General features: G+C 52.7%; 16 protein-coding genes. 7 read left to right on the top strand and 9 right to left on the bottom strand.

All coding sequences use genetic code 11. The features are described from left to right. Positions 1–39: 39 nt before the first annotated feature. Both E3E51_RS00055 and E3E51_RS00060 read left to right on the top strand, forming a co-directional pair. Positions 40–216, top strand: coding sequence for a hypothetical protein (locus E3E51_RS00055; RefSeq protein ID WP_167890957.1), 177 nt, complete (start codon positions 40–42; stop codon positions 214–216). Then, positions 213–665 (top strand): PIN domain-containing protein, encoded by a 453-nt coding sequence (locus E3E51_RS00060; RefSeq protein WP_167911139.1) that lies wholly within the window; start codon positions 213–215, stop codon positions 663–665. Before E3E51_RS00055 ends, E3E51_RS00060 begins: the two co-directional genes overlap by 4 nt. A gap of 62 nt (positions 666–727) precedes the next feature. On the opposite strand, the gene gyaR is transcribed toward E3E51_RS00060, so the two are convergent. Further along, positions 728–1,732, bottom strand: coding sequence for a glyoxylate reductase (gene gyaR, locus E3E51_RS00065; protein ID WP_167911140.1), 1,005 nt, complete (start codon positions 1,730–1,732; stop codon positions 728–730). A gap of 62 nt (positions 1,733–1,794) precedes the next feature. Here gyaR and rlmD point away from each other — a divergent pair, with 62 nt between their 5' ends. Together rlmD and E3E51_RS00075 are read left to right on the top strand one after the other, a co-directional pair. Then, complete coding sequence (rlmD, locus tag E3E51_RS00070; protein WP_167911141.1) at positions 1,795–3,060, top strand: 23S rRNA (uracil(1939)-C(5))-methyltransferase RlmD; 1,266 nt, start codon at positions 1,795–1,797, stop codon at positions 3,058–3,060. A 32-nt stretch (positions 3,061–3,092) separates the two neighbouring features. Next, complete coding sequence (locus E3E51_RS00075) at positions 3,093–3,905, top strand: hypothetical protein (protein WP_167911142.1); 813 nt, start codon at positions 3,093–3,095, stop codon at positions 3,903–3,905. Here the strand turns inward: E3E51_RS00075 and E3E51_RS00080 are convergent. The 3 genes from E3E51_RS00080 to infB are packed head-to-tail and all read right to left on the bottom strand — an operon-like array spanning position 3,902 to position 12,839. Continuing rightward, positions 3,902–6,916: a DEAD/DEAH box helicase family protein gene (locus E3E51_RS00080; protein ID WP_167911143.1), complete on the bottom strand. Its 3,015-nt coding sequence runs from the start codon at positions 6,914–6,916 to the stop codon at positions 3,902–3,904. The two genes, E3E51_RS00075 and E3E51_RS00080, sit on opposite strands and share 4 nt — an antisense overlap. After that, the gene (locus E3E51_RS00085; RefSeq protein WP_206204427.1) at positions 6,909–9,350 is read right to left on the bottom strand and encodes a hypothetical protein; all 2,442 of its coding nucleotides are present in this window, start codon (positions 9,348–9,350) and stop codon (positions 6,909–6,911) included. Before E3E51_RS00085 ends, E3E51_RS00080 begins: the two co-directional genes overlap by 8 nt. A gap of 60 nt (positions 9,351–9,410) precedes the next feature. Beyond that, positions 9,411–12,839 carry an intein-containing translation initiation factor aIF-2 gene (gene infB, locus E3E51_RS00090; RefSeq protein WP_167911622.1) on the bottom strand — a complete coding sequence of 1,143 codons (3,429 nt, stop codon included), beginning with the start codon at positions 12,837–12,839 and terminating at the stop codon, positions 9,411–9,413. A 91-nt stretch (positions 12,840–12,930) separates the two neighbouring features. Here infB and E3E51_RS00095 point away from each other — a divergent pair, with 91 nt between their 5' ends. Further along, complete coding sequence (locus E3E51_RS00095) at positions 12,931–13,803, top strand: hypothetical protein (RefSeq protein ID WP_167911145.1); 873 nt, start codon at positions 12,931–12,933, stop codon at positions 13,801–13,803. Positions 13,804–13,815: 12 nt separating this feature from the next. Here E3E51_RS00095 and ndk read toward each other — a convergent pair whose 3' ends face one another. The 5 genes from ndk to rpl7ae form a co-directional block, all read right to left on the bottom strand. Beyond that, positions 13,816–14,340: a nucleoside-diphosphate kinase gene (gene ndk, locus E3E51_RS00100; RefSeq protein ID WP_167911623.1), complete on the bottom strand. Its 525-nt coding sequence runs from the start codon at positions 14,338–14,340 to the stop codon at positions 13,816–13,818. A 50-nt stretch (positions 14,341–14,390) separates the two neighbouring features. After that, positions 14,391–15,575 carry a V4R domain-containing protein gene (locus tag E3E51_RS00105; RefSeq protein WP_240924205.1) on the bottom strand — a complete coding sequence of 395 codons (1,185 nt, stop codon included), beginning with the start codon at positions 15,573–15,575 and terminating at the stop codon, positions 14,391–14,393. Positions 15,576–15,892: 317 nt separating this feature from the next. Continuing rightward, complete coding sequence (locus E3E51_RS00110; protein ID WP_167911146.1) at positions 15,893–16,099, bottom strand: 50S ribosomal protein L24e; 207 nt, start codon at positions 16,097–16,099, stop codon at positions 15,893–15,895. A gap of 5 nt (positions 16,100–16,104) precedes the next feature. Next, positions 16,105–16,317 carry a 30S ribosomal protein S28e gene (locus E3E51_RS00115; RefSeq protein WP_088180639.1) on the bottom strand — a complete coding sequence of 71 codons (213 nt, stop codon included), beginning with the start codon at positions 16,315–16,317 and terminating at the stop codon, positions 16,105–16,107. A 78-nt stretch (positions 16,318–16,395) separates the two neighbouring features. Next, positions 16,396–16,767 (bottom strand): 50S ribosomal protein L7Ae, encoded by a 372-nt coding sequence (gene rpl7ae / locus E3E51_RS00120; protein ID WP_088180640.1) that lies wholly within the window; start codon positions 16,765–16,767, stop codon positions 16,396–16,398. Positions 16,768–16,893: 126 nt separating this feature from the next. On the opposite strand from rpl7ae, the gene E3E51_RS00125 reads away from it, so the two are divergent. Together E3E51_RS00125 and E3E51_RS00130 are read left to right on the top strand one after the other, a co-directional pair. After that, positions 16,894–17,079 (top strand): hypothetical protein, encoded by a 186-nt coding sequence (locus E3E51_RS00125; RefSeq protein WP_167911147.1) that lies wholly within the window; start codon positions 16,894–16,896, stop codon positions 17,077–17,079. Beyond that, the gene (locus E3E51_RS00130) at positions 17,079–17,546 is read left to right on the top strand and encodes a PIN domain-containing protein (protein ID WP_167911148.1); all 468 of its coding nucleotides are present in this window, start codon (positions 17,079–17,081) and stop codon (positions 17,544–17,546) included. The genes E3E51_RS00125 and E3E51_RS00130 overlap by 1 nt, the downstream gene beginning before the upstream one ends. The last annotated feature ends 62 nt before the right edge of the window (positions 17,547–17,608 follow it).

The following is a 17,608-nucleotide window of genomic DNA, read 5'->3' on the forward strand; positions in this document are numbered from 1 at the left end:
GCTTTATACAACCTCATTGAATTCCCTTTAGGTGGGAGCATGGGAGAGATAATGATAAAGGTTCCGGCGGGAGTTGACCTCGAAAGACTGAAAAAACTCCTCGAAGCTGATGCAGAGTTCCTTGCAAAGGCTATGAAAAAGAAGGTTCACCCAGGAATACTCGGAAAGGCGAGCGTTGAAGAACTCGAAGAATACGCCGAGGAGGTCGGCCGGTGATATACATCGACTCAAACGTAATCTACAACTATCTTTTTGAGACACCCCTGACCAAAACTGCTTCTTCAATCTTAGATGAAAACCGCGGGGAACTTGTAACCTCCTTCTCCACCATCGAAGAGAGTGTGTATGTAGTGCTGAGAAAACTGCTCTCGGAAAAAGCCGGAATACGAAATAGATACGACGCAAAAAGATATTTGAAGACTCCAGAAGGCAAAGTTCTTATTGACGAGGCGTTTACTTCCGTTCTGACACTGATTTTCCAGTATGCTGTTGAGTTGATTGAAGACGCCACAAGTCCTGGAATCGTTCAAAGCTATGCGGTCAGGTATGGTTTAATGCCAAGAGACGCCCAGATTGTTGCTACATGCGTCATGAACGGAATAAAAAAGATAGCAACTTTTGATGAGGATTTTGACGACGTTGCGGAAGTCTTCATCATCAGGTAGGCTCAGCCACGGTCCAGCTCATCACGGGTCAGACGAGGGTGTCGTCCCCATCGCCGGTCGGCTCACTCAAACCCCGGCTTCCGGACGTCCAGCACCTCCCGGTTGACCAGCGTGGGCGGAACCTCACCGTTTTTGAAGGCTATCAGGTTCCCGGCCACGAGTTCGGCCATGCCCTCCCTCGCGCCGTGGGTGGCGCTGCCTATGTGAGGTGCCAGAACCACGTTGTCGAGGCTGAAGAGCTCCTCGTGGTAGTACGGCTCCTCCTCGTAGACGTCCAAGCCTGCACCGGCGATCCAGCCTTCCTTGAGTGCCCTGACGAGCGCCTCCGTATCGACGACCTTGCCCCTCGCTATGTTTACGAGTATCGCCGTTTTCTTCATTAGCTTAAGCTCCCGTTCGCCTATCATGCGGTGGGTCTCCTTCGTCAGCGGGACTGCCAGAACCACGAAGTCGCTCTCGCGCAGGAGCTCGTCCAACGGCTTGAACTCGGCGCCAAGCTCTTTCTCGACTTCAGGCTTCCTCGTGCGCGAGTTGTAGAGTATCCTCATCCCGAAGCCCCTTGCGCGCCTCGCTATAGCCTGGCCGATTCTCCCGAAGCCGACCACGCCGATGGTCTTTCCGTAAACGTCGTGGCCCAGCAGCATCCTCGGGTGCCAGGCTATACCGCGCTTTTTCCATTCGCCTGAGCGGATAAACCTGTCCGCCTCTATGAGCCTCCTTGCGGCGGCGAGCAGAAGCGTCCAGGCGAAGTCGGCGGTGGCGTTGGTGAGGACGTCGGGGGTGTTGGTGACGTAGATTCCCCTCCTCGTTGCCTCCTCAACGTCTATGTTGTCGTAACCGACCGCGTAGTTCGCCACTATCCTCAGTCGGGGAGCGCTGTCAAAGACTTCGGCGTCTATCTTCTCGCTCAGCATGGTAACGAGGGCATCGACGTCCCGAACCTTTTCTAGCAGGACTTCCCTCGGAATCTCGTGCTCGTCCTCCCAGACCTCGACCTCAAAGTGCTCCCTCAGCATCTCGATGCCGTTTTCGGGAATCGCACGGGTGATGAAAACCTTCGGCATCACAATCTCACCCCCTGTCCGAGAGTATGCGAGGGATATAAAAACCCTGACGGTGACTCGCAAGCATGCCCCCAAAGGGAGAGATAAAAGCCCTCAGCGGCGACGGTCTCGGCATGCTGAAAGCAGGCGATGGAATCATTCACGTGCCCTTCACCTATCCCGGCGACGTGGTGAGTGTGGGGAGAACCAGGAGACGCTTTGGCAGAAGGATGGCCGCAGACTTTGAGCTCATCGAGCCCTCGCGGCTCAGGGGGAGCGCGAGATGCCTCCATTTCGGCAAATGCGGCGGCTGTCTCTGGCAGGGGTTGAAGTACAAGGAGCAGTTGAGGCTTAAATCCAAACTCTTCGAGCGGATAACCGGGATAAGCGCACCGGTTAAAGGGTCGCCCCAAATCTGGAACTTCAGGAACGTGAGCAACTTCATCGTGACCACCGGGGGAATAGGACTCAAGGAATACGGGAATCCCCTCGGCGTTGTGAACCTTTCCGAGTGCCGCACCTTTTCTAAGAGGACTCCCGAATATCTGCACGCCCTTCGGGCTTTTTTGAGCGAGACTGGCCTTGAGCCATGGGATTTGAAGAGAAAAGCCGGAGAGATTCACTACCTCCAGGTTAGGGAGGGCAAGTTCACGGGAGAGGTCATGGTGAACCTCATAGCCCATACGAAACCATTGGAAGAAGTTGCCGAGGCATTCAGGGACTACTTCTCCTTTGCGGATTCCCTTTACTGGAGCCTCAAGACGGAGGGGAGGGACGACCCGAGGGGAGAGCCCGAGCTTCTCGGTGGAGAACCCTTCATACGCGAGAGGATTGAGGACGTGACTTACCTCATTCACCCCAACAGCTTCTTCCAGACCAACAGCTACGCCCTGGGGCTTCTCCTCAGGGCCGTTGAAGGCTTCACCAATGGTGAGAAAGTCCTCGACCTCTACTCCGGCGTCGGAACCTTCGGCGTCTGGCTGGCGAAGAGGGGCTTTGCCGTTGAAGGGGTCGAGCTGAACCCCTTCGCTGTGGAGGTGGCGAGGAAAAATGTCGAACTAAATGTGGTGAACGCCCGGTTCCGCGTTGGCCGGGCAGAGGAGACGCCAATCGGTGACTACGACACCGCCATAGTCGACCCACCGAGAAAAGGATTGAGGGAAGCGGCCGAGTTACTGGTGAAAAGCGGCGTTGAGAGAGTCGTTTACGTCTCCTGCAATCCAAAGGCGTTCAGATTAGACTACGAGAACCACCTGAAGAAGGCTTACAGGATTGAGGACGCCATTCTAATCGACATGTTCCCGCACACGCCACATGTTGAGGCGGTTGTGGAGCTGAGGCGTAAGATTTAAAAGTCAAATTCTTACGCTTAATAGGGATTCTCATGATACTCGGGAGGAGGTCAAAGTTAAAACGTATCAAGGGCATAACCCATGGAAGCCACATAGACACGATTTATCCAGATCCTCTTTGGGTTGTGAGCTGGCTCATGAGAAAACTGAACGAGGAGAACCCAGAGTACAGAACCGTAAACGCCGAGCTGAAGCGGGGAAGGCTCTTCTCCCGCAACAAAACCGTCGATGTGAGGATATACAACCTTCCCTTTGGTGATGACGTTCTCATGAGAACTGTCGTGATAGAAGATCCAGAGCCCCACCTCATCACGGCGTTTCCAGTGCTGAAGACAGAGACAAGCGTCCAGTTCCAGATAGAGAGAGTCTTCGAGTGGATCAATGGACTGGAAGGCAACGTCGCAGGTGATGTTCTCGGGGAGGTAAAGCCGAGTGTGAGCTTCTTTGCGGTTGATTACGTCGAGAGAAAAGCCGACTATCTACAGCGGGAAACCGCCAAAGTAAAGTTGGCGTTTCTTGCCTACGGAGCTAACGTTGGGCCTCTTGGAGACGACTTTGAGGTCGAGCTGCCCGATGCTGGATCTATGAAGATGAACCTCGAGGAGGCCGAGCTGCTCCTTCCCGCGACCTTTGGTGGCGCATTCATGGACGACTACACGATAACGGGAAAAGTGCTTAGAGTCAGACCAAGCAGGACATTCTACGGCGACGGCTACCTAATCCTGCTGAAGAACCTCCCGCTGGGAGAGATAGACCTCTTCGCTCTCAAGGAACACCTAAAAGGGGAAGTAAAAAAGGGAGAAACGCTCACTGCTATTGGGTGGCTTCAGGGTGGGCTCGTTTAGATTGCCTTCCAGACGTTTGGAAGATAGAGTGTGTTCTCACCCTTCCGCTCCTTTTCCAAGGCCATCACTATCTTCTCTCTGAACGGAATGTCTCCTCTTTCTGTTCTCTTTCCAAAGCCTGGATGGAAAGCAAGTATCCCGGGAACTTCGAATTTTCCCTTTTCTCTTTCCTCGATGACCTTCACAGGAATCTCAACATAGCGCCAGTCTCCAAGGAAGAGCTTCTTCAAAGGAGATTCGAGGCCATGAGGTAGTTTTTCCACGCTTCTTGGGTAGATGAACGGCACGAGCAGAACCGAAGAGTAACCAGCTTTAATCCACTCCGGCTTCAGCTTTCTCTCCAGTACTCTGGCCAAGACGTACTCGTTTTTGTAGTTTAGCGGGTTGAAGTCCCTACCGACTATTCCCAGGAGGATTTGAGCGCCTTCTTTGTATCTCTTATCGGACATCAACTCTAAGAGCCTTTCTCTCTGGTCGCTGAAGTCCTTAAGCGGAAGAACCTCGAAGCCGAACTTCTTAGTAATATGCTCTCCTGCAATCTTGTAAACTCTGTACGGAATAGGCAGGTTCCAGTCCCGTTCGAGGGAAAGCTGAAGGTGAAAGGTCGGCCTGATGATAAAGCCCGCGGCGCTTAGTATGCGCTTGAGCTGAGGATAGTAGTCTCGAAGGAACGTCTCCACTGGCACTTCCCTTTTCTCACCTGTCCTCAGTGGCTGTTCTTTGGCACTGTAAAAGCTCCCGCTCTCGCTGGAGAACATAGGGAGTCTAACATGGAAGGAGCGGTTGGTGAGGATTTTCCTGATGAAATTCCTCACCATGTAGTAGTGCATGGACTCGTCTTCCTCCTTTTCCGCGAGGCCAACAAAAACTATGTGCTTCGGCTTTCCTTTATAGCCCCTAAGGCGCTTTATCACCTGCCTGTAAAGCTCCACGTTGTAGGCATTGTCGATGTACCTGTGGCCCGGATACGGCGGTATGAATACGAGGATCTCGTGATTCTCAAGGTTAGCCCCAAAGGCCAGGCTGGAAGTTCCAACGATATTGCCCTTTAACTTTGATGAATCCCTCTCTATGCCCGAATGGACTTCCTCAGCTTTAAATCCCTGTGAAAGCAGGAACTCCGTTAGGTCATCAACGTAGAGCTTATTGTCGGCGTAGAAAACGACCTTACCCTGTTCAAGGAGCTTCTTGAAATCAACATCCTTTTTGACCATCCTAGAGATTCTCTCTATGAGAGAATGCCAGTCAGGCAGTTTGCCCTCAACGCCAAAGCCAAGGGCATAAAACTTCAACTCAAAGTCAAGGTGAAGGCGGTAATAGGCCGCCGAAATGTTGTTTATATCAAACCTCTCAACAATTGGGTCGCTGGAAGACTCCGAGATGAGAACTTCAAGGGGAGTGTAGAGGGGCCCTTTTGCAGACAGGTGTTTTTTGAAGGCGTCAAGAAATAACCTTGGTTCTGTTATGGAAGCATCGGTGATTATCACCTTCCTCCCGTTGGGATTTCGCGAGTAGAACCTCAAGAAGCCCAGAATACTTTCAACCGCTGGCGAGCCTGAATTGGTGAACTCGTCGAAGACAATGACATCGATGTCTCTGAGGATGAGCTTCCATACGTTGCTCCTGAGCCACTGGAAGGTCGCCGTCGTAGTCAGGATTACGGAATACTCCTTCGATCGGATGTATTCTGTCAACTTTCCCGTCGCGCGCCACTCCCTCCCTTCCGGAGCGTTTAGACCTTCCTGGTAAGTTTCCACTTTTTCGATGCTCCTCTTGCCCTCAGATGTAACGATGATTAGCCGGATTCCGGAGTAGTTCTCCCTGAGCTTAGCTTCGGCTTCGTAGAGTATGTGTTTCCTTGGGGCTATTATAAGCGCTCTTTTTCCAGCCTTGGCGAGCTCGGCAATGTGTTTTAGGAGAACATGGTTCTTGCCAACTCCTTGATCGGATGCATCAATGAGGAGATCGACCTCTTCGATGAGCCTCTCCACGTCAGCCTCGTGGCGTTTCCTCCGCCCTTTAATGTCCGTGTATTTCGGCTCCCCGGTCTTCACGCTTCCGTACTTCCAAGAGGGATAGCACCCAGAGGACCAGAGAGGAATTTCAGCATTGCCGTTGTCAATAACGAGGTAGAACTTCTTCGAGTTTTCGTCCTTCCTTACGTACGCACTCCCATCGGTCAGGTACTTGAGAATGTCACTAGCATGTTCCTTGAATTGCTCCGGAATCATCTTCCTAACGAGGTCTTTTAAGCTATATTTCATTTCGTCAAGCTCTTCTCTGGAGTTGAACCTTAGAATAGAAACTCCGAGCGGGAAAACAACGAGAACATCTATTGGGAACATATTAAAAATTGTCGCGTAGTGGAAGGCCTTGAAGTACTTAGAAAGGGCTTTGTAGAGGGACTTGAAGTTGTCTGGGCTCAGAGAAATTGCTCTAAGGGCCAGTTCCTTAACGTTGTAGTAATCAAAGTTGACGCTCCACACGACGCTTGAGAGGTCTGCACCCAGAAAACCCACCGATACCTTGAAGTCTCCAATGGCGAGGGGCTCAATGCCACTGAAGGCTATGAAGTCCGGATAGAGGTATTTCTCGTAAGAAGTCGGTATTCTGAGCGGAGGCTGCAACAAGAACTCGGGGTATCGTCTTCTGAGGAGCTCTCCTGTTTTTCTTCCAAGTTCAAGCAGGGCAAGGATGTTCATCTTGTCGGTTTTTGTCAAATCCAACTCTTCAACATTGATCTTTCTCGACCTCTTACCGGACTGAAATGTCTTGTAATATTCGAGGAACTCGGCCAGCGGTTCTTTGGAGGAGAGTATTCTATCGTAAAAGTCCACGTATTTCATTGCCAGCTCCCTTGCCTCAACGAGAAGCCCCTCATCCCGGGGTTCCTCCATAAAATCTTCGAGGAAAGCTTCCTCAGGCAGAACATATGCCTTCTCTGCAATGGCTCTATTAACGCCCAGCTCAAAAGCCTCACCGTAGAGGATTGGGATATCTTTTCTACTCACCCTCAACACCTCCGAGGAGAAGGGAAGGACGCATGAGCCGTCTGGAAGTGTCGGGATAAGGGGAATAGAACAGCCGTTTTATCCCCAAAAAACTCGCCATTCCTTTTTCGTCTCCCATGCCAAGAAGGAAGAGCAGCTCTTCGTCTCTTGGCAGTGGCTTCGACGAGAATATCATTACTGGATGCCGGTAAAGCATCGAACGCTCACTTGGCTCTGAATCATTGGATTTCCGTCTCTTTCCCTTCTTTCCAACGGTGAGAAAGACCCTGCAGTTGTGGCCATCGTAGCTTAAAACTGCAACATCCCATTTGTTGCCAAGAACATCCCAGACTCCATCAATACTAAGCATAAGACCATCCCAATCCACGAAAACGCCCCCAACCTGCCCCATTAGGCCAAAGTACTCCGAGTTCGCGAGGTTTTGGATGTGAATAAGGTGTATATCCCCGGACGAGCCAATCCCCCTAAGAAGGTCGTTGAATATCTCGTTTGCGCTGTTCATTTCCCCCCCAGGGTTATCCCTTCTGAAAACGAAGTCCTCAAGGAGGAAGCGAACCCTACCGCCCTTGTCAGGACCGTACTTGGAAGTCCTCAGGAGGCGAAGGTACTTTGCATTCTCTCCTCTGTCGAGAAGTGCACTTGCAGAAACGCTGTGGGCCTTAGCGCTAACCTTCACTTCCCTATCGTTGATTTCCAGGATGTAGCCAGCTGTGGAAGTGTTTCTGAAGGACATAGCGGAATAATATTCCTTGGAACTAGCGAGAGAGCCCATGTTTGGCTTCTTTTCCTTGGAGTCAGTCTTTTTGGACAGCTGATATTTAATCCTTTCAGCGCCGTAGTACCTCACGACTCTTTTACAGAGATTCCTTGAGATACATTTTTTTGAGACATGCTTGAAAACGACTCCTCCGAAGCCAGTGTCAAAGGTGTAGAGGTGAACAGGTTCTAGCCCATGAACATCAATTTTTAGGGCCTCTTCTGTTGGGACTTTTGCATATGGATAATGATCCTTGTTGAAGTTTTGGACGTTCACTTTGGTTCTGGCCCTAGTTCTGTAAATCTTATCAAAGGTTTCAATGCCATCAAGGAGATGGTAGTAATAGTCGTGGAAGACCGTGTTGCGAACGTTTGACCTTGTACCAAGGTAGTTGAGGAAAACTAAATGGCCAGTGAAGTTCTCAAAGCCCTCAACGGTGATCCTTCCCTCGAGAAGGGCGTATATTACGGCGGAGTCGAAGGTTGCCTTGACAACGTTCGGCCAGTCAAGTCCTGTCTTTCTCGTTCGTCCAATCCTATAGCCGGACTTCTGGAGTAGCACTAAAACCTCCCTAGGGAGGTAATAGGAGTTAGCCATCAGAAGAGTCAAAAAGCCCTCAAGACTCTCAGGTGCTTCCACCATCTTTCCTGCGACAGTTACGAGGTATGTCGTTTTTGGAACTCTGTCAATCTTAGTTGGAGTAATCCTCGCCACTTTCTCCAAGCTTCCGCTCGCCTTTTGAATGTAGAGAGGAAGCACTTTAAGGCCAGAGCCAAGCCGTCCCCGGGGGATTATCTCGCCTAGCATCTCATTGACCCTTGAAATTACATCCTGTTGCAAGCTGAACAGCTCATCGAGGTCTTCCAGTGTGAGCCAGCCTATCTCATAGTGCTCAAGGAACTCCCGGACGTTTCTGTCGTCGGCATTCTCAAGAAGAACTCGAAGAACGCTTTTCTCCTTATCCCAGCCCTCACCGTAGAGCGGAACGGAGTAGAATCGCTCGAAGATATCTCCAGCGGGAAACGTGGCCATGTGGGTTCTTCTCAAGATTCCAGGAAAAGAGGGAAAGCCCTTGCCTTCGTAGGTGAACTTATCCAGCCCATCAACGATGTCCAAAAGAAGGTGATACTTTTCCGCGCCTTTTTTCTCCTTTGCTCTTCTTACCTCTCCAGAAAGGGATAGGTGCTCAAAATAGGCATCCCAGAGCCTTGAATAAATTTCATTGTCGAAAGCCTTCGAGAGAACTTCCTCATAATAAGCCATAATCGCATCGCGAGAGTCCACGCTCTTTATGAGAAGCCCTGCAGGAGTTCCTTCCCTTTTGTGGGTCAGCCTTCCCCACGTCACGACGAACTCGACGTAGGGAGGCTCTATGTCAGAGGTCTTGCGAACACCCCTAAATAGGGGCTTAATTTGTAGAGAATATTTGACTCTGTCTCTTCCAGCCAGAATCCCAAGAAGCTTCTCAGCGAGTCTGTACCTTTCGATGAGGAGTTTCTCCCTGTAGTTCTCATCTCTCGTCCCCTTCGTCGGAATTCCGTTTGCGCTAAGAATTTTCCGGAATTTCCACTCATATGTTGGTGCGAAGTAAACACCTGAACTCAAGTATTCCTTAAAAGCGTTCACGAGACTCTCTTCAAAATTGGAACTTTCAGACGTAAACACAACCCTATCCACCAACGGTGAATCACCAACGAACTTAGGCAAATAAAGAATAAAAAGCTTTTGAAGAGAACCTTAAACCGCCTTCCAGAACGGATCCTGCTGAGCCTTCACCTTCGCCGTCATCTTGAGGGCCCTTATATCGGTCTCATCCAGCTCGTTCTTGAGCTGCTTGGCGAGGATTATGACGTCGTTCTTGCTCAGGTCAACGTAGAGCGTCTCCCCCGGGTGGATGTGTCTGCCGACCATCGCACCCTCGATGGCTATCGCCACCGCGTCGCCCTTCTTGGCCTCCTGGACGAAGTCGTTCTTGTTCTTGATGGACTTGATGACGCCGACCTTCTGGCCGTTCTGCTTGATGAGCGCCACTCCAGGTCTTATGCGGCCCTCCACGACTTCGATGCCGACTATGGCCGGATGGCTCCTCCTGAAGACATAGCGCTCGTCCGGGTAGAGCCTTATGACGCCCGGGAAGGTGACCTTGCTGAGCAGCTCACGCTTCTTCTTCTCCTCTTCAGCTTTGACCCACTCCTCGTAGTCCTCGATGAGCTTGTAGATGATGTTGCCGGTGAATATCGGCACCCCCTTGGCCTTGGCGACCTCCGCAGCGTCATCGTTCACCTTGACGTTGAACCCGAGGACGACGCCGTATTTGGGCTCCTCGTCCTTGACGCTCAGAGCCTCCATCACGTCGGTCTTGCTGATGTTTCCAACGTCGGCCTTTCTTATCGGTATGTTCTTTTCCTGGAGTTCCTTGCTTAGTGCTTCGAGGCTTCCGAGGGTGTCGGCCTTGACTATGACGCCCACCTTGCCGGTGCTTATGACGACGCTCTGTATCTGGCCGAGTATCTCCTCCCTGGCCTTCTCGACCTCCTCCTCGGAGCGGGCCGCTATGACCGGCGAACCAGCCAGGGCGTCCTCAAGACCGGGGGCGGCTATCTTTATACCCGCCGCGGCGGCGACCTCGTCAACCTGGTCGAAGCGGAACCTTGGATCGCGTATCTCGTCGAGGGGCTTGGGCTTGAGCAGCGCACGGATTTTCGTCACTATCGCCTTGTCCTTTCCTCCAACCACTATCGTGTCGTCCTTCCTCAGCGTGCCGTCGTAGATTATGACGTCTATGGTGGTTCCGAGGCCGAGCTCTTCGCGCACTTCGAGGATCGTGCCGCGCGCCGGGCCCTCGACCTCGATCTTAAGCTTCTCCTCAAGGTACTTCTGGCTGAGGCCGGCTATGAGGACGAGAAGTTCCGGAACGCCTATTCCGTACCTGGCCGAAATCGGGACTATGGCAAGCTCGCGGGTGAAGTCCTGAACGCGGTCGAAGCGGTTGGCGTTAAAACCAAGCTCGTAGAACTTGCCTATAAGCTCCCAGAGCTTTGTCTCAAGCTCCTGCTGAGCCCTCTGGTCCTGCTTCTTGATGTTAACAAGGAAGGGCTCATCTTCCTCCACCTTCCACCCCTTAATCCTGTCGATCTTGTTGGCAGCAACTATGAACGGCGTCCTGTACCTCCGAAGTATCTCGATGCTCTCTATCGTCTGCGGCTGGAAGCCCTCGTTGATGTCGACTATCAGAACGGCCAGGTCAGCCAAGCTTCCGCCCCTCGCGCGCAGGCTCGTGAATGCCTCGTGGCCGGGTGTGTCGATGAAGAGCAGTCCAGGAAGCTTTATCTCACCCTTCCAGAGTTTGATGAGTGGCCCCGCGAGCCCCCTGACGGTCTCGATGGGAACCTCGGTCGCACCGATGTGCTGGGTTATTCCGCCCGCTTCCTTGCCGGCGACGTTGGTCCGCCTTATCCTGTCGAGGAGCGTCGTGTTGTGGACGAGTATTCCGTTGGCGACGAAGTTGTGGGTCTCGGTGGTTAGGTCGTAGACATAGCCGTCGTAGTCGAACTCCTCTATCTCCTCAACGGGGATGAAAACGAAGTTCTCGGCGAGGTTGCGAACATAGGCGACATCGCTTGAATCGAACTCCCTGTTGCGCCAGACCTCAAGGAGCTCCCTTCCAAGTTCTGTGAGCTTTCCGTCCTTTATCAGGCCGTCCTTTTCGAGGGCTTTGAGGTAGTTGTGGTCCCTGGACTTGCCCTCAAGCACCGCGAGCTTCCTTGCGAGCGTTGGGGAGCCCTTCTCGATTGCATCGAGAATCCTCATCAGGGTCTCGTAGCTCGGCGCCTCGTTGGACTCGTACTTTGAGTAGAACGGAACGAAGGAGTTGAGCTCCGTCCTCGTGAACCCAAAGAGGAGCCTGAGGCGCTTGAGCTCCTCGAATATCGGGTAGGTTTCGCTCTTCTTGCTCCTCACTATCACCCTTTCAAGGCGCTCGGCTTTCTCCTTCACAGTAAACCCGATGAACCGCCTGAACGCCTCAAGGTTCCTCCTGCCTGAAATCACAAGGGTGGTGTATTCCGAACGGTAGAGCTTTGAAACTATGCCGAACCTGAGAAGGACGAGTGAAAGCCCCTCAAGGAACTCCTGTGAGGCGCTCGTCACTTCGATTCTGACGTCCTTGAGGCTTACGTGTCCGTCGGTGTCGAAGTATCCCCTGAGGAACTCTGCAACGTATTCCCTCGGTGCGACGAAGAGAACGTTCGGAACCCTTATGCTCCTCGCCTTCTGCCTCTCTGGATAGTCAAAGAGGGTGCGGATGAGCCTTATCAGGGCGTTCTTTCCCTTCCTGATTTCAATCTCCCACGAGGTTTTTCTCCTCACCCTGACGAGCTCGACACCAAGGGCCTCCACTGCCTTGAGCCTCTCAAACACCTCAACGTCGTTGTTGGCTATCTTCTCCTGGCTCCCATCGCCAAACATAACGCCGGCGAAGTAGAAGAGAGCCTTCCATTCATCGTCCGTTTTCGGGAGCCTGATGTAGTGGACCGGCTTGCCCGAGCGGTGAATTCTCGGTGTGAAAGCTATTCTCTCAACTCTCTCCCAGAGGCCCTCAATGTCTTCAGCGCGGAAAACGTTGGAGCGGACTTTGTACTCCTTTTCTCCTTTGAATCTGTCCCTAATCTCATTGAGGACGTCTTCCTCAAGCTTCACTATAAGTTCTGGAGTCGAGAGCTTGGTTCTCACAAAGCGCTCAAAGACCCCCTTATTCTCGTTGGCGTGAAGGAACCTTGGAACTGCGACGTAGTCACCGGGTCTGAGCTCGTCGGCCCTCTTCCATCCCCTCGTCGTGAGGAAGGGATGCTCTGGAGTAACCGAAACACTGTGCCAGTTCTTCAGTCTGACCCTCACCATCTTGCTCCTGTGCCTGAGGCGCCACACGTGGGTTCCCGTACGGAGGGAAACCCTCGCGTCTCCCCCTGCGGCCGTTATCGGGAGTGAAAGCTCCCTGATTTCCTTTTCATCGTCGTGCTCAACAACCCTCTTTCCCATCCTGAAGAGCTCTTCGAGCGTTATCCTTCCAAGGTCCGGGACGACGACGGTCTCGCTCGGGAGCAGGCACTTGCCGTGGTCAACGTGACCGAGAACCGCTATAATCGGTTGCCTAATCCTCTTGGTCATCCCCATCACCTAAGCCTAACTCCGGGCAGGCCTTTTAAAGGGTTCGGGGCAAGAATTAAAAAGCCCCGTGGTAACCTCCAACGGTGGTGGCATGATAGCGCTCGCACTTGGGGCGATTGTTGGATTCACGATGGCCGCCGCGGCAGGAAGGCTGAAGGGAAGGCTCAATGAGCTGACGATCGCGATACTCGTTCCCCTTCTCACGTACATAGTAGCGGACGGCTTTCACGGCGGCTGGACCGGCAACGTTTTCATCTCCACCCCCCTCGGCGACTTCACGCCGGATGAGATGATAGGCCTCGATACGTTTCTGGCACTCCTCCTCTCGCTTCTCTACGTCCACATCCGGGGGAGGCGGGCGTTGAGCATAGACGAGTTCCCGAGCTTCGCATCCTTTGCAACGGCCATGATTGGGCTCGCCATAGGACTCTCCGCGGGTTCCTGGCACGTCCTCCTGGTTCCGGGCCTCGCGGTTTATGCCCTCCTCGTCTGGCTGTCGCTGAGGAACCCGTTCACATTCCTCAACGCAGTGCCCTGCGGGGGTGAGGCGGCCGGGGTCGCCCGGGAACTGGGCTTTGAGTGCCTAACCGACCGCGAGAGTCTGGGGATCCTCAAGGTTGAGAAACACATCCTCATCGGAGGAAAGGCGATGGAGATGTTTCCGAGATGGAAGGAGGTCGCCGGATGCATCGCCCGTGTCCCCGCTTCGGGCGGGGGCTTCAGGGTTGGCGTGTACCTCCTGTACCTGCTTCCGGTTCCAGTCGGCCTGGTGCTTGGCGAGGGACTGCTGGCGGCCGCGGTTCTGGTATCCCTGGCCTTCGTTATTCACGTTCTCTCAACTGTGCTGATGGTCAGCTCCACCAAAAAGAGGCTCCCTGAGGGATGCAGGGAGGTTACAGAGGAATACCGGCAGTTCTTCAGGAAGAACAAAAAGCGGAGCAGGTTTGATGCCGTGGTGGACTGAGTCCACCCTGAATCATCTCTCAAGGCAGTTCATGCTGTCGAGGTACTCCCTCTTCCCCTTTGCATGGGTGTGGTAGAACCAGTCGGCGGCCTTGCAGTACTCAAAGATCTCCTCAGGCTTGAAGTAAAGGCTTATCTCCCTCTCGGCGCTCTCCGGGCTGTCCGAGGCATGGATTATGTTGTATATCGAGTCTCCGATGTCGAGGCCGTAGTCGCCCCTTATGCTTCCGGGCTCCGCATCCTTCGGGTCTGTGGCGCCGCACATCTTCCTGACGACGCTTATCGCGTAGCGCCCCTCGACGACCATCACGACGCTCGGGGCCTTGGTGATATAGTCGATGAGCGGCTCAAAGAAGGGCTTTCCTCTGTGCTCCTCGTAGTGCTTCTCCGCCAGCTCACGGTCGACCCATATCATCTTCATTCCAACGATTTTAAGTCCCCTCTTTTCAAACCTGGAGATTATTTCGCCCATCAGTCCGCGGACGACTGCGTCGGGCTTGAGTATAACGAGCGTCCTCTCTATCTTCCTCTCGGCCATTGGCAACACCAAAACTGCTTGGATTACTACTTAATAGGTTTTGCGGCCCGCTATTCCCTACGCTTGAAAACGAACTCACAGTAATCCGAGCCCATAGCCTGGCATTTTACCTCCTCCCCCTCCCACTGCTCCCCGGTGAACTCAGACAAGAGCTGGGCAATTTCACCGGCATAGTGGACGTGGAATGGATATGCGTGCCCAGTGCTCCTCGGAAAGAGGTTCTTGCCCCTCATGATCACTATGCCCTCGCCGATTTCGACCAGCTCCAGCCTTCCCCCGCCACTGGACTCCGTCATAGTTGAGGAGGTCTCCAACGCCTCCCTGAGTGAGGTATGATAGTTCCGTATCGCTTTGCCTATTCCAAAGAACTCCTTCTTGCCCCAGAGGTAGAGGAAGCGCTTTCCTTCCTCGGGGCCGAGGTATTCATAGACGAACTCTATCAGCGACGCCTCGCTCTTTTCGTCTATTATTTGGACCCTAGAATTTCCAAGCCATAGATTTCCCTCTTCGTCCAGCCAGAGATCCTTCCTCATCGATTCGAGGGTTTCGTGCCTTCCCCATATGGGCTCAAGTCCCCTCTCGGTTTTAACGTATGGTATCCTCGGAACCGCTATCTTCATCGGCTGGAGGGAGCGGCGCACGGTTATGTACCCCTCCCTCACGTCGAGAACGTAGTCAAAGGGCATCAGGCCGGCGGTCAGGTCACTCCCTTCAAACACATCCTCCGAAAAGGCACCGAATGTCTGGAATCCCCTGCTCTTTATCGAGTTCACAAGTCTAACTATGGCCCTAAGGTACGTCTTGGGATTGGACTGAAGGGTGTAGAGAACGTTGAGGTCGTCTATAACAAGAAAGTCAAAATCGCCACTGACCATAGTATCTCGTATCACGGCGGATGTTATTCCAAGGTCAAGGGGATTGGAGAGCACATTAACGCCCTGAATCCTCTCGACTCCATAGAGGTTAGAAAAGCCATCGAGTATCCTCAGCATTCCGGTTTCTACGAAGGGAGAATAGTCAATGTTGTAGTGAAGGAGTTCCTTCCTCAACACGTCAACGGACTGCCGAAACTCCACCAGCAGAACCCGGTAGCCAGCGTTAAGAACATTGGAAACAAGTTGGTGCATTAGGATAATATTGTCCCTGCAGATTGAGCCAATAAAGGCTACACTTGATCCTTCCTCAATGCCCCCTCCAAACATTTCATCCAGCCGTTCCATTCCCAACGGAATCATGAGATTCCCTCGGGTTACAAGTGTATCGAAGGATTTATAACAATTACGACTATTTCCCCAGACCATTGAAACGGGCTGCCTACGGGGGCAAGCTTTAACCCTTCATATTTCCAGGTACCAAACAAAAACTAATTGGAGCGAAAAGCACCCACAGGACCGACCTCCTCTCCGGCCGGAAGGGCAAGGTTCTTGAAAGGACGCCTTACGGCGCTTTCAAAAGAAAATGTAGCGGCTCAACCATTCAACAAACGATCAAAGGAAACCAGAGTGTGCAGACACCAAAAGGGCACACAAACATTCGGAAGAAAAGAAAGAAATCACTTCTTCCTCTTGGCCCTCTGAAGCCTGGCCTCCTGGAAGGCCTTGGTCCACTTGAGCTTCCTCGGGTTCCTGCCCATGAAGTAGTACTTCTCGCACTTGCTGGAGCAGAAGAACAGGACTCTGCCGTCGTTCCTGACGTACATCTTGCCCGTTCCCGGCTCGAACTCCTTTCCGCAGTAGGAGCAGACGTTCCACCTGGCCATCGCGATTACCTCCTGGTCCTAATCTCCCTAGCCTCACGCTCGGTCTCCCTGAGGATGACTATGTCGCCGACGCGAACCGGGCCCTTGATGTTCCTCCTGATGACCCTGCCCTTGTCGCGGCCTTCCAAAACCCTAACCTTGACCTGAGTAACGCCACCGGTGACGCCGGTTCTGGCAACGATCTCAATAACCTCAGCCGGGTATCCTTCGTCGCTCATTTCTCACACCCCTTAACCTAAAAATCCCTCGCACGGATGAACTTAAACCTTTCCTACGGTGAAGGAAGGAAAAGGAGCTCACTTCATGAGCTCCCTGACCTTCATAGCGATGTCCTCAACGAGCTCGCGGCCCTTGCCGGGCTCGACGATGGCGACGCTGGCAGAGGGAACCTCAATACCAGCGGCGGCACCGAGCTCCTTCTTGCTCGGAACGTAAATGTACGGAATCTCCTTCTCCTCGCACAGCGGCGGGAGGTGGGCAACTATCTCCTCCGGGTCAACGTCCTCAGCGATGACAACGAGCTTGGCCTGGCCTCTCTCAACGGCCTTGGTGGTCTCGTTGGTACCCTTCCTAATCCTTCCGGTGTCGCGAGCGAGCTCGACGGCCTCAAGGGCCTTCTCGGCAAGCTCAGCCGGAACCTCAAACTTGACGTAGCTTGGCTTCGCCATCTTTCATCCCTCCGAAACCTCATCGTTCATCGAGTTTTGCGTGCTCAATTCCGGAGGAGGCTTTAAAAGGATTTCGATAGGAAACGATTTAAGCCCTAAACCGAAACGAATACCATGTCTGAGGCTATGAAGATGTACGAGTTCCTTAAGGCCCTTCCCCCGGAACTCCGGGAAAGGTTTGAGGTAGACCTCATGAAGGCAGAACTGGAGAAGGAGGTAAATCACCTCATTAAGACTTTAAAGCCCGGATTTGGCGGGAAATCCACCTCAAAGGAGCTTGATGAATACGCCGATGAGGTGTATGAGTCTTGATGTATCTGGACACCAACATAATCTACAATTATATCTTTGAAACGGAACTAACAACGTACGCCACCGAGGTCCTTTCCGCTCCGGAGCCAAAAATAATCTCCGACACTGCCATAAGTGAGGCCATTTTCGTGACCCTCAGAAAACTTGCCAAAGACGAGTACGGGATAAACTCAACAAAAAGCCTGAGAGAAGCTTTAAAATCCAACAAGGTCCCTCCGGAGATTCTTTCAAAGGCATACAGCTACGTAAAGGCAACATTGGCATTCCACAACGTTGTGACAATACCGGAAAACGTCAGTTGGGAGGACACCATCATACTCGCCCAAAAGTACCATCTACTGCCGAACGATGCCCGCATCCTCGCAACGCTACTGACCAACGGCGCGGACAAACTGGCAACTCTGGATAAGGATTTTCAGAACGTGTCCGGTGTTGTAGAATTGTGCCCAAAAAGTTTCTGGAAGTAAGGATCAGCAGCGGCCAAGCTCCTCATTCCCCGGGGGGGTCGGAAAGGGAAAAGAAAGGCTCA

This window comes from Thermococcus sp. 21S7 (assembly GCF_012027615.1).
GTDB lineage: Archaea > Methanobacteriota_B > Thermococci > Thermococcales > Thermococcaceae > Thermococcus.

Coding starts and splice junctions, on each gene's coding strand:
- infB (WP_167911622.1), bottom strand. CDS start 12,839: ATGACCAAGAGGATTAGGCAACCGATTATAGCGGTTCTCGGTCACGTT.
- ndk (WP_167911623.1), bottom strand. CDS start 14,340: ATGGCCGAGAGGAAGATAGAGAGGACGCTCGTTATACTCAAGCCCGAC.
- rlmD (WP_167911141.1), top strand. CDS start 1,795: ATGCCCCCAAAGGGAGAGATAAAAGCCCTCAGCGGCGACGGTCTCGGC.
- E3E51_RS00055 (WP_167890957.1), top strand. CDS start 40: ATGGGAGAGATAATGATAAAGGTTCCGGCGGGAGTTGACCTCGAAAGA.
- E3E51_RS00105 (WP_240924205.1), bottom strand. CDS start 15,575: ATGATTCCGTTGGGAATGGAACGGCTGGATGAAATGTTTGGAGGGGGC.
- E3E51_RS00110 (WP_167911146.1), bottom strand. CDS start 16,099: ATGGCCAGGTGGAACGTCTGCTCCTACTGCGGAAAGGAGTTCGAGCCG.
- rpl7ae (WP_088180640.1), bottom strand. CDS start 16,767: ATGGCGAAGCCAAGCTACGTCAAGTTTGAGGTTCCGGCTGAGCTTGCC.
- E3E51_RS00115 (WP_088180639.1), bottom strand. CDS start 16,317: ATGAGCGACGAAGGATACCCGGCTGAGGTTATTGAGATCGTTGCCAGA.
- E3E51_RS00075 (WP_167911142.1), top strand. CDS start 3,093: ATGATACTCGGGAGGAGGTCAAAGTTAAAACGTATCAAGGGCATAACC.
- E3E51_RS00095 (WP_167911145.1), top strand. CDS start 12,931: ATGATAGCGCTCGCACTTGGGGCGATTGTTGGATTCACGATGGCCGCC.
- E3E51_RS00125 (WP_167911147.1), top strand. CDS start 16,894: ATGAAGATGTACGAGTTCCTTAAGGCCCTTCCCCCGGAACTCCGGGAA.
- E3E51_RS00130 (WP_167911148.1), top strand. CDS start 17,079: ATGTATCTGGACACCAACATAATCTACAATTATATCTTTGAAACGGAA.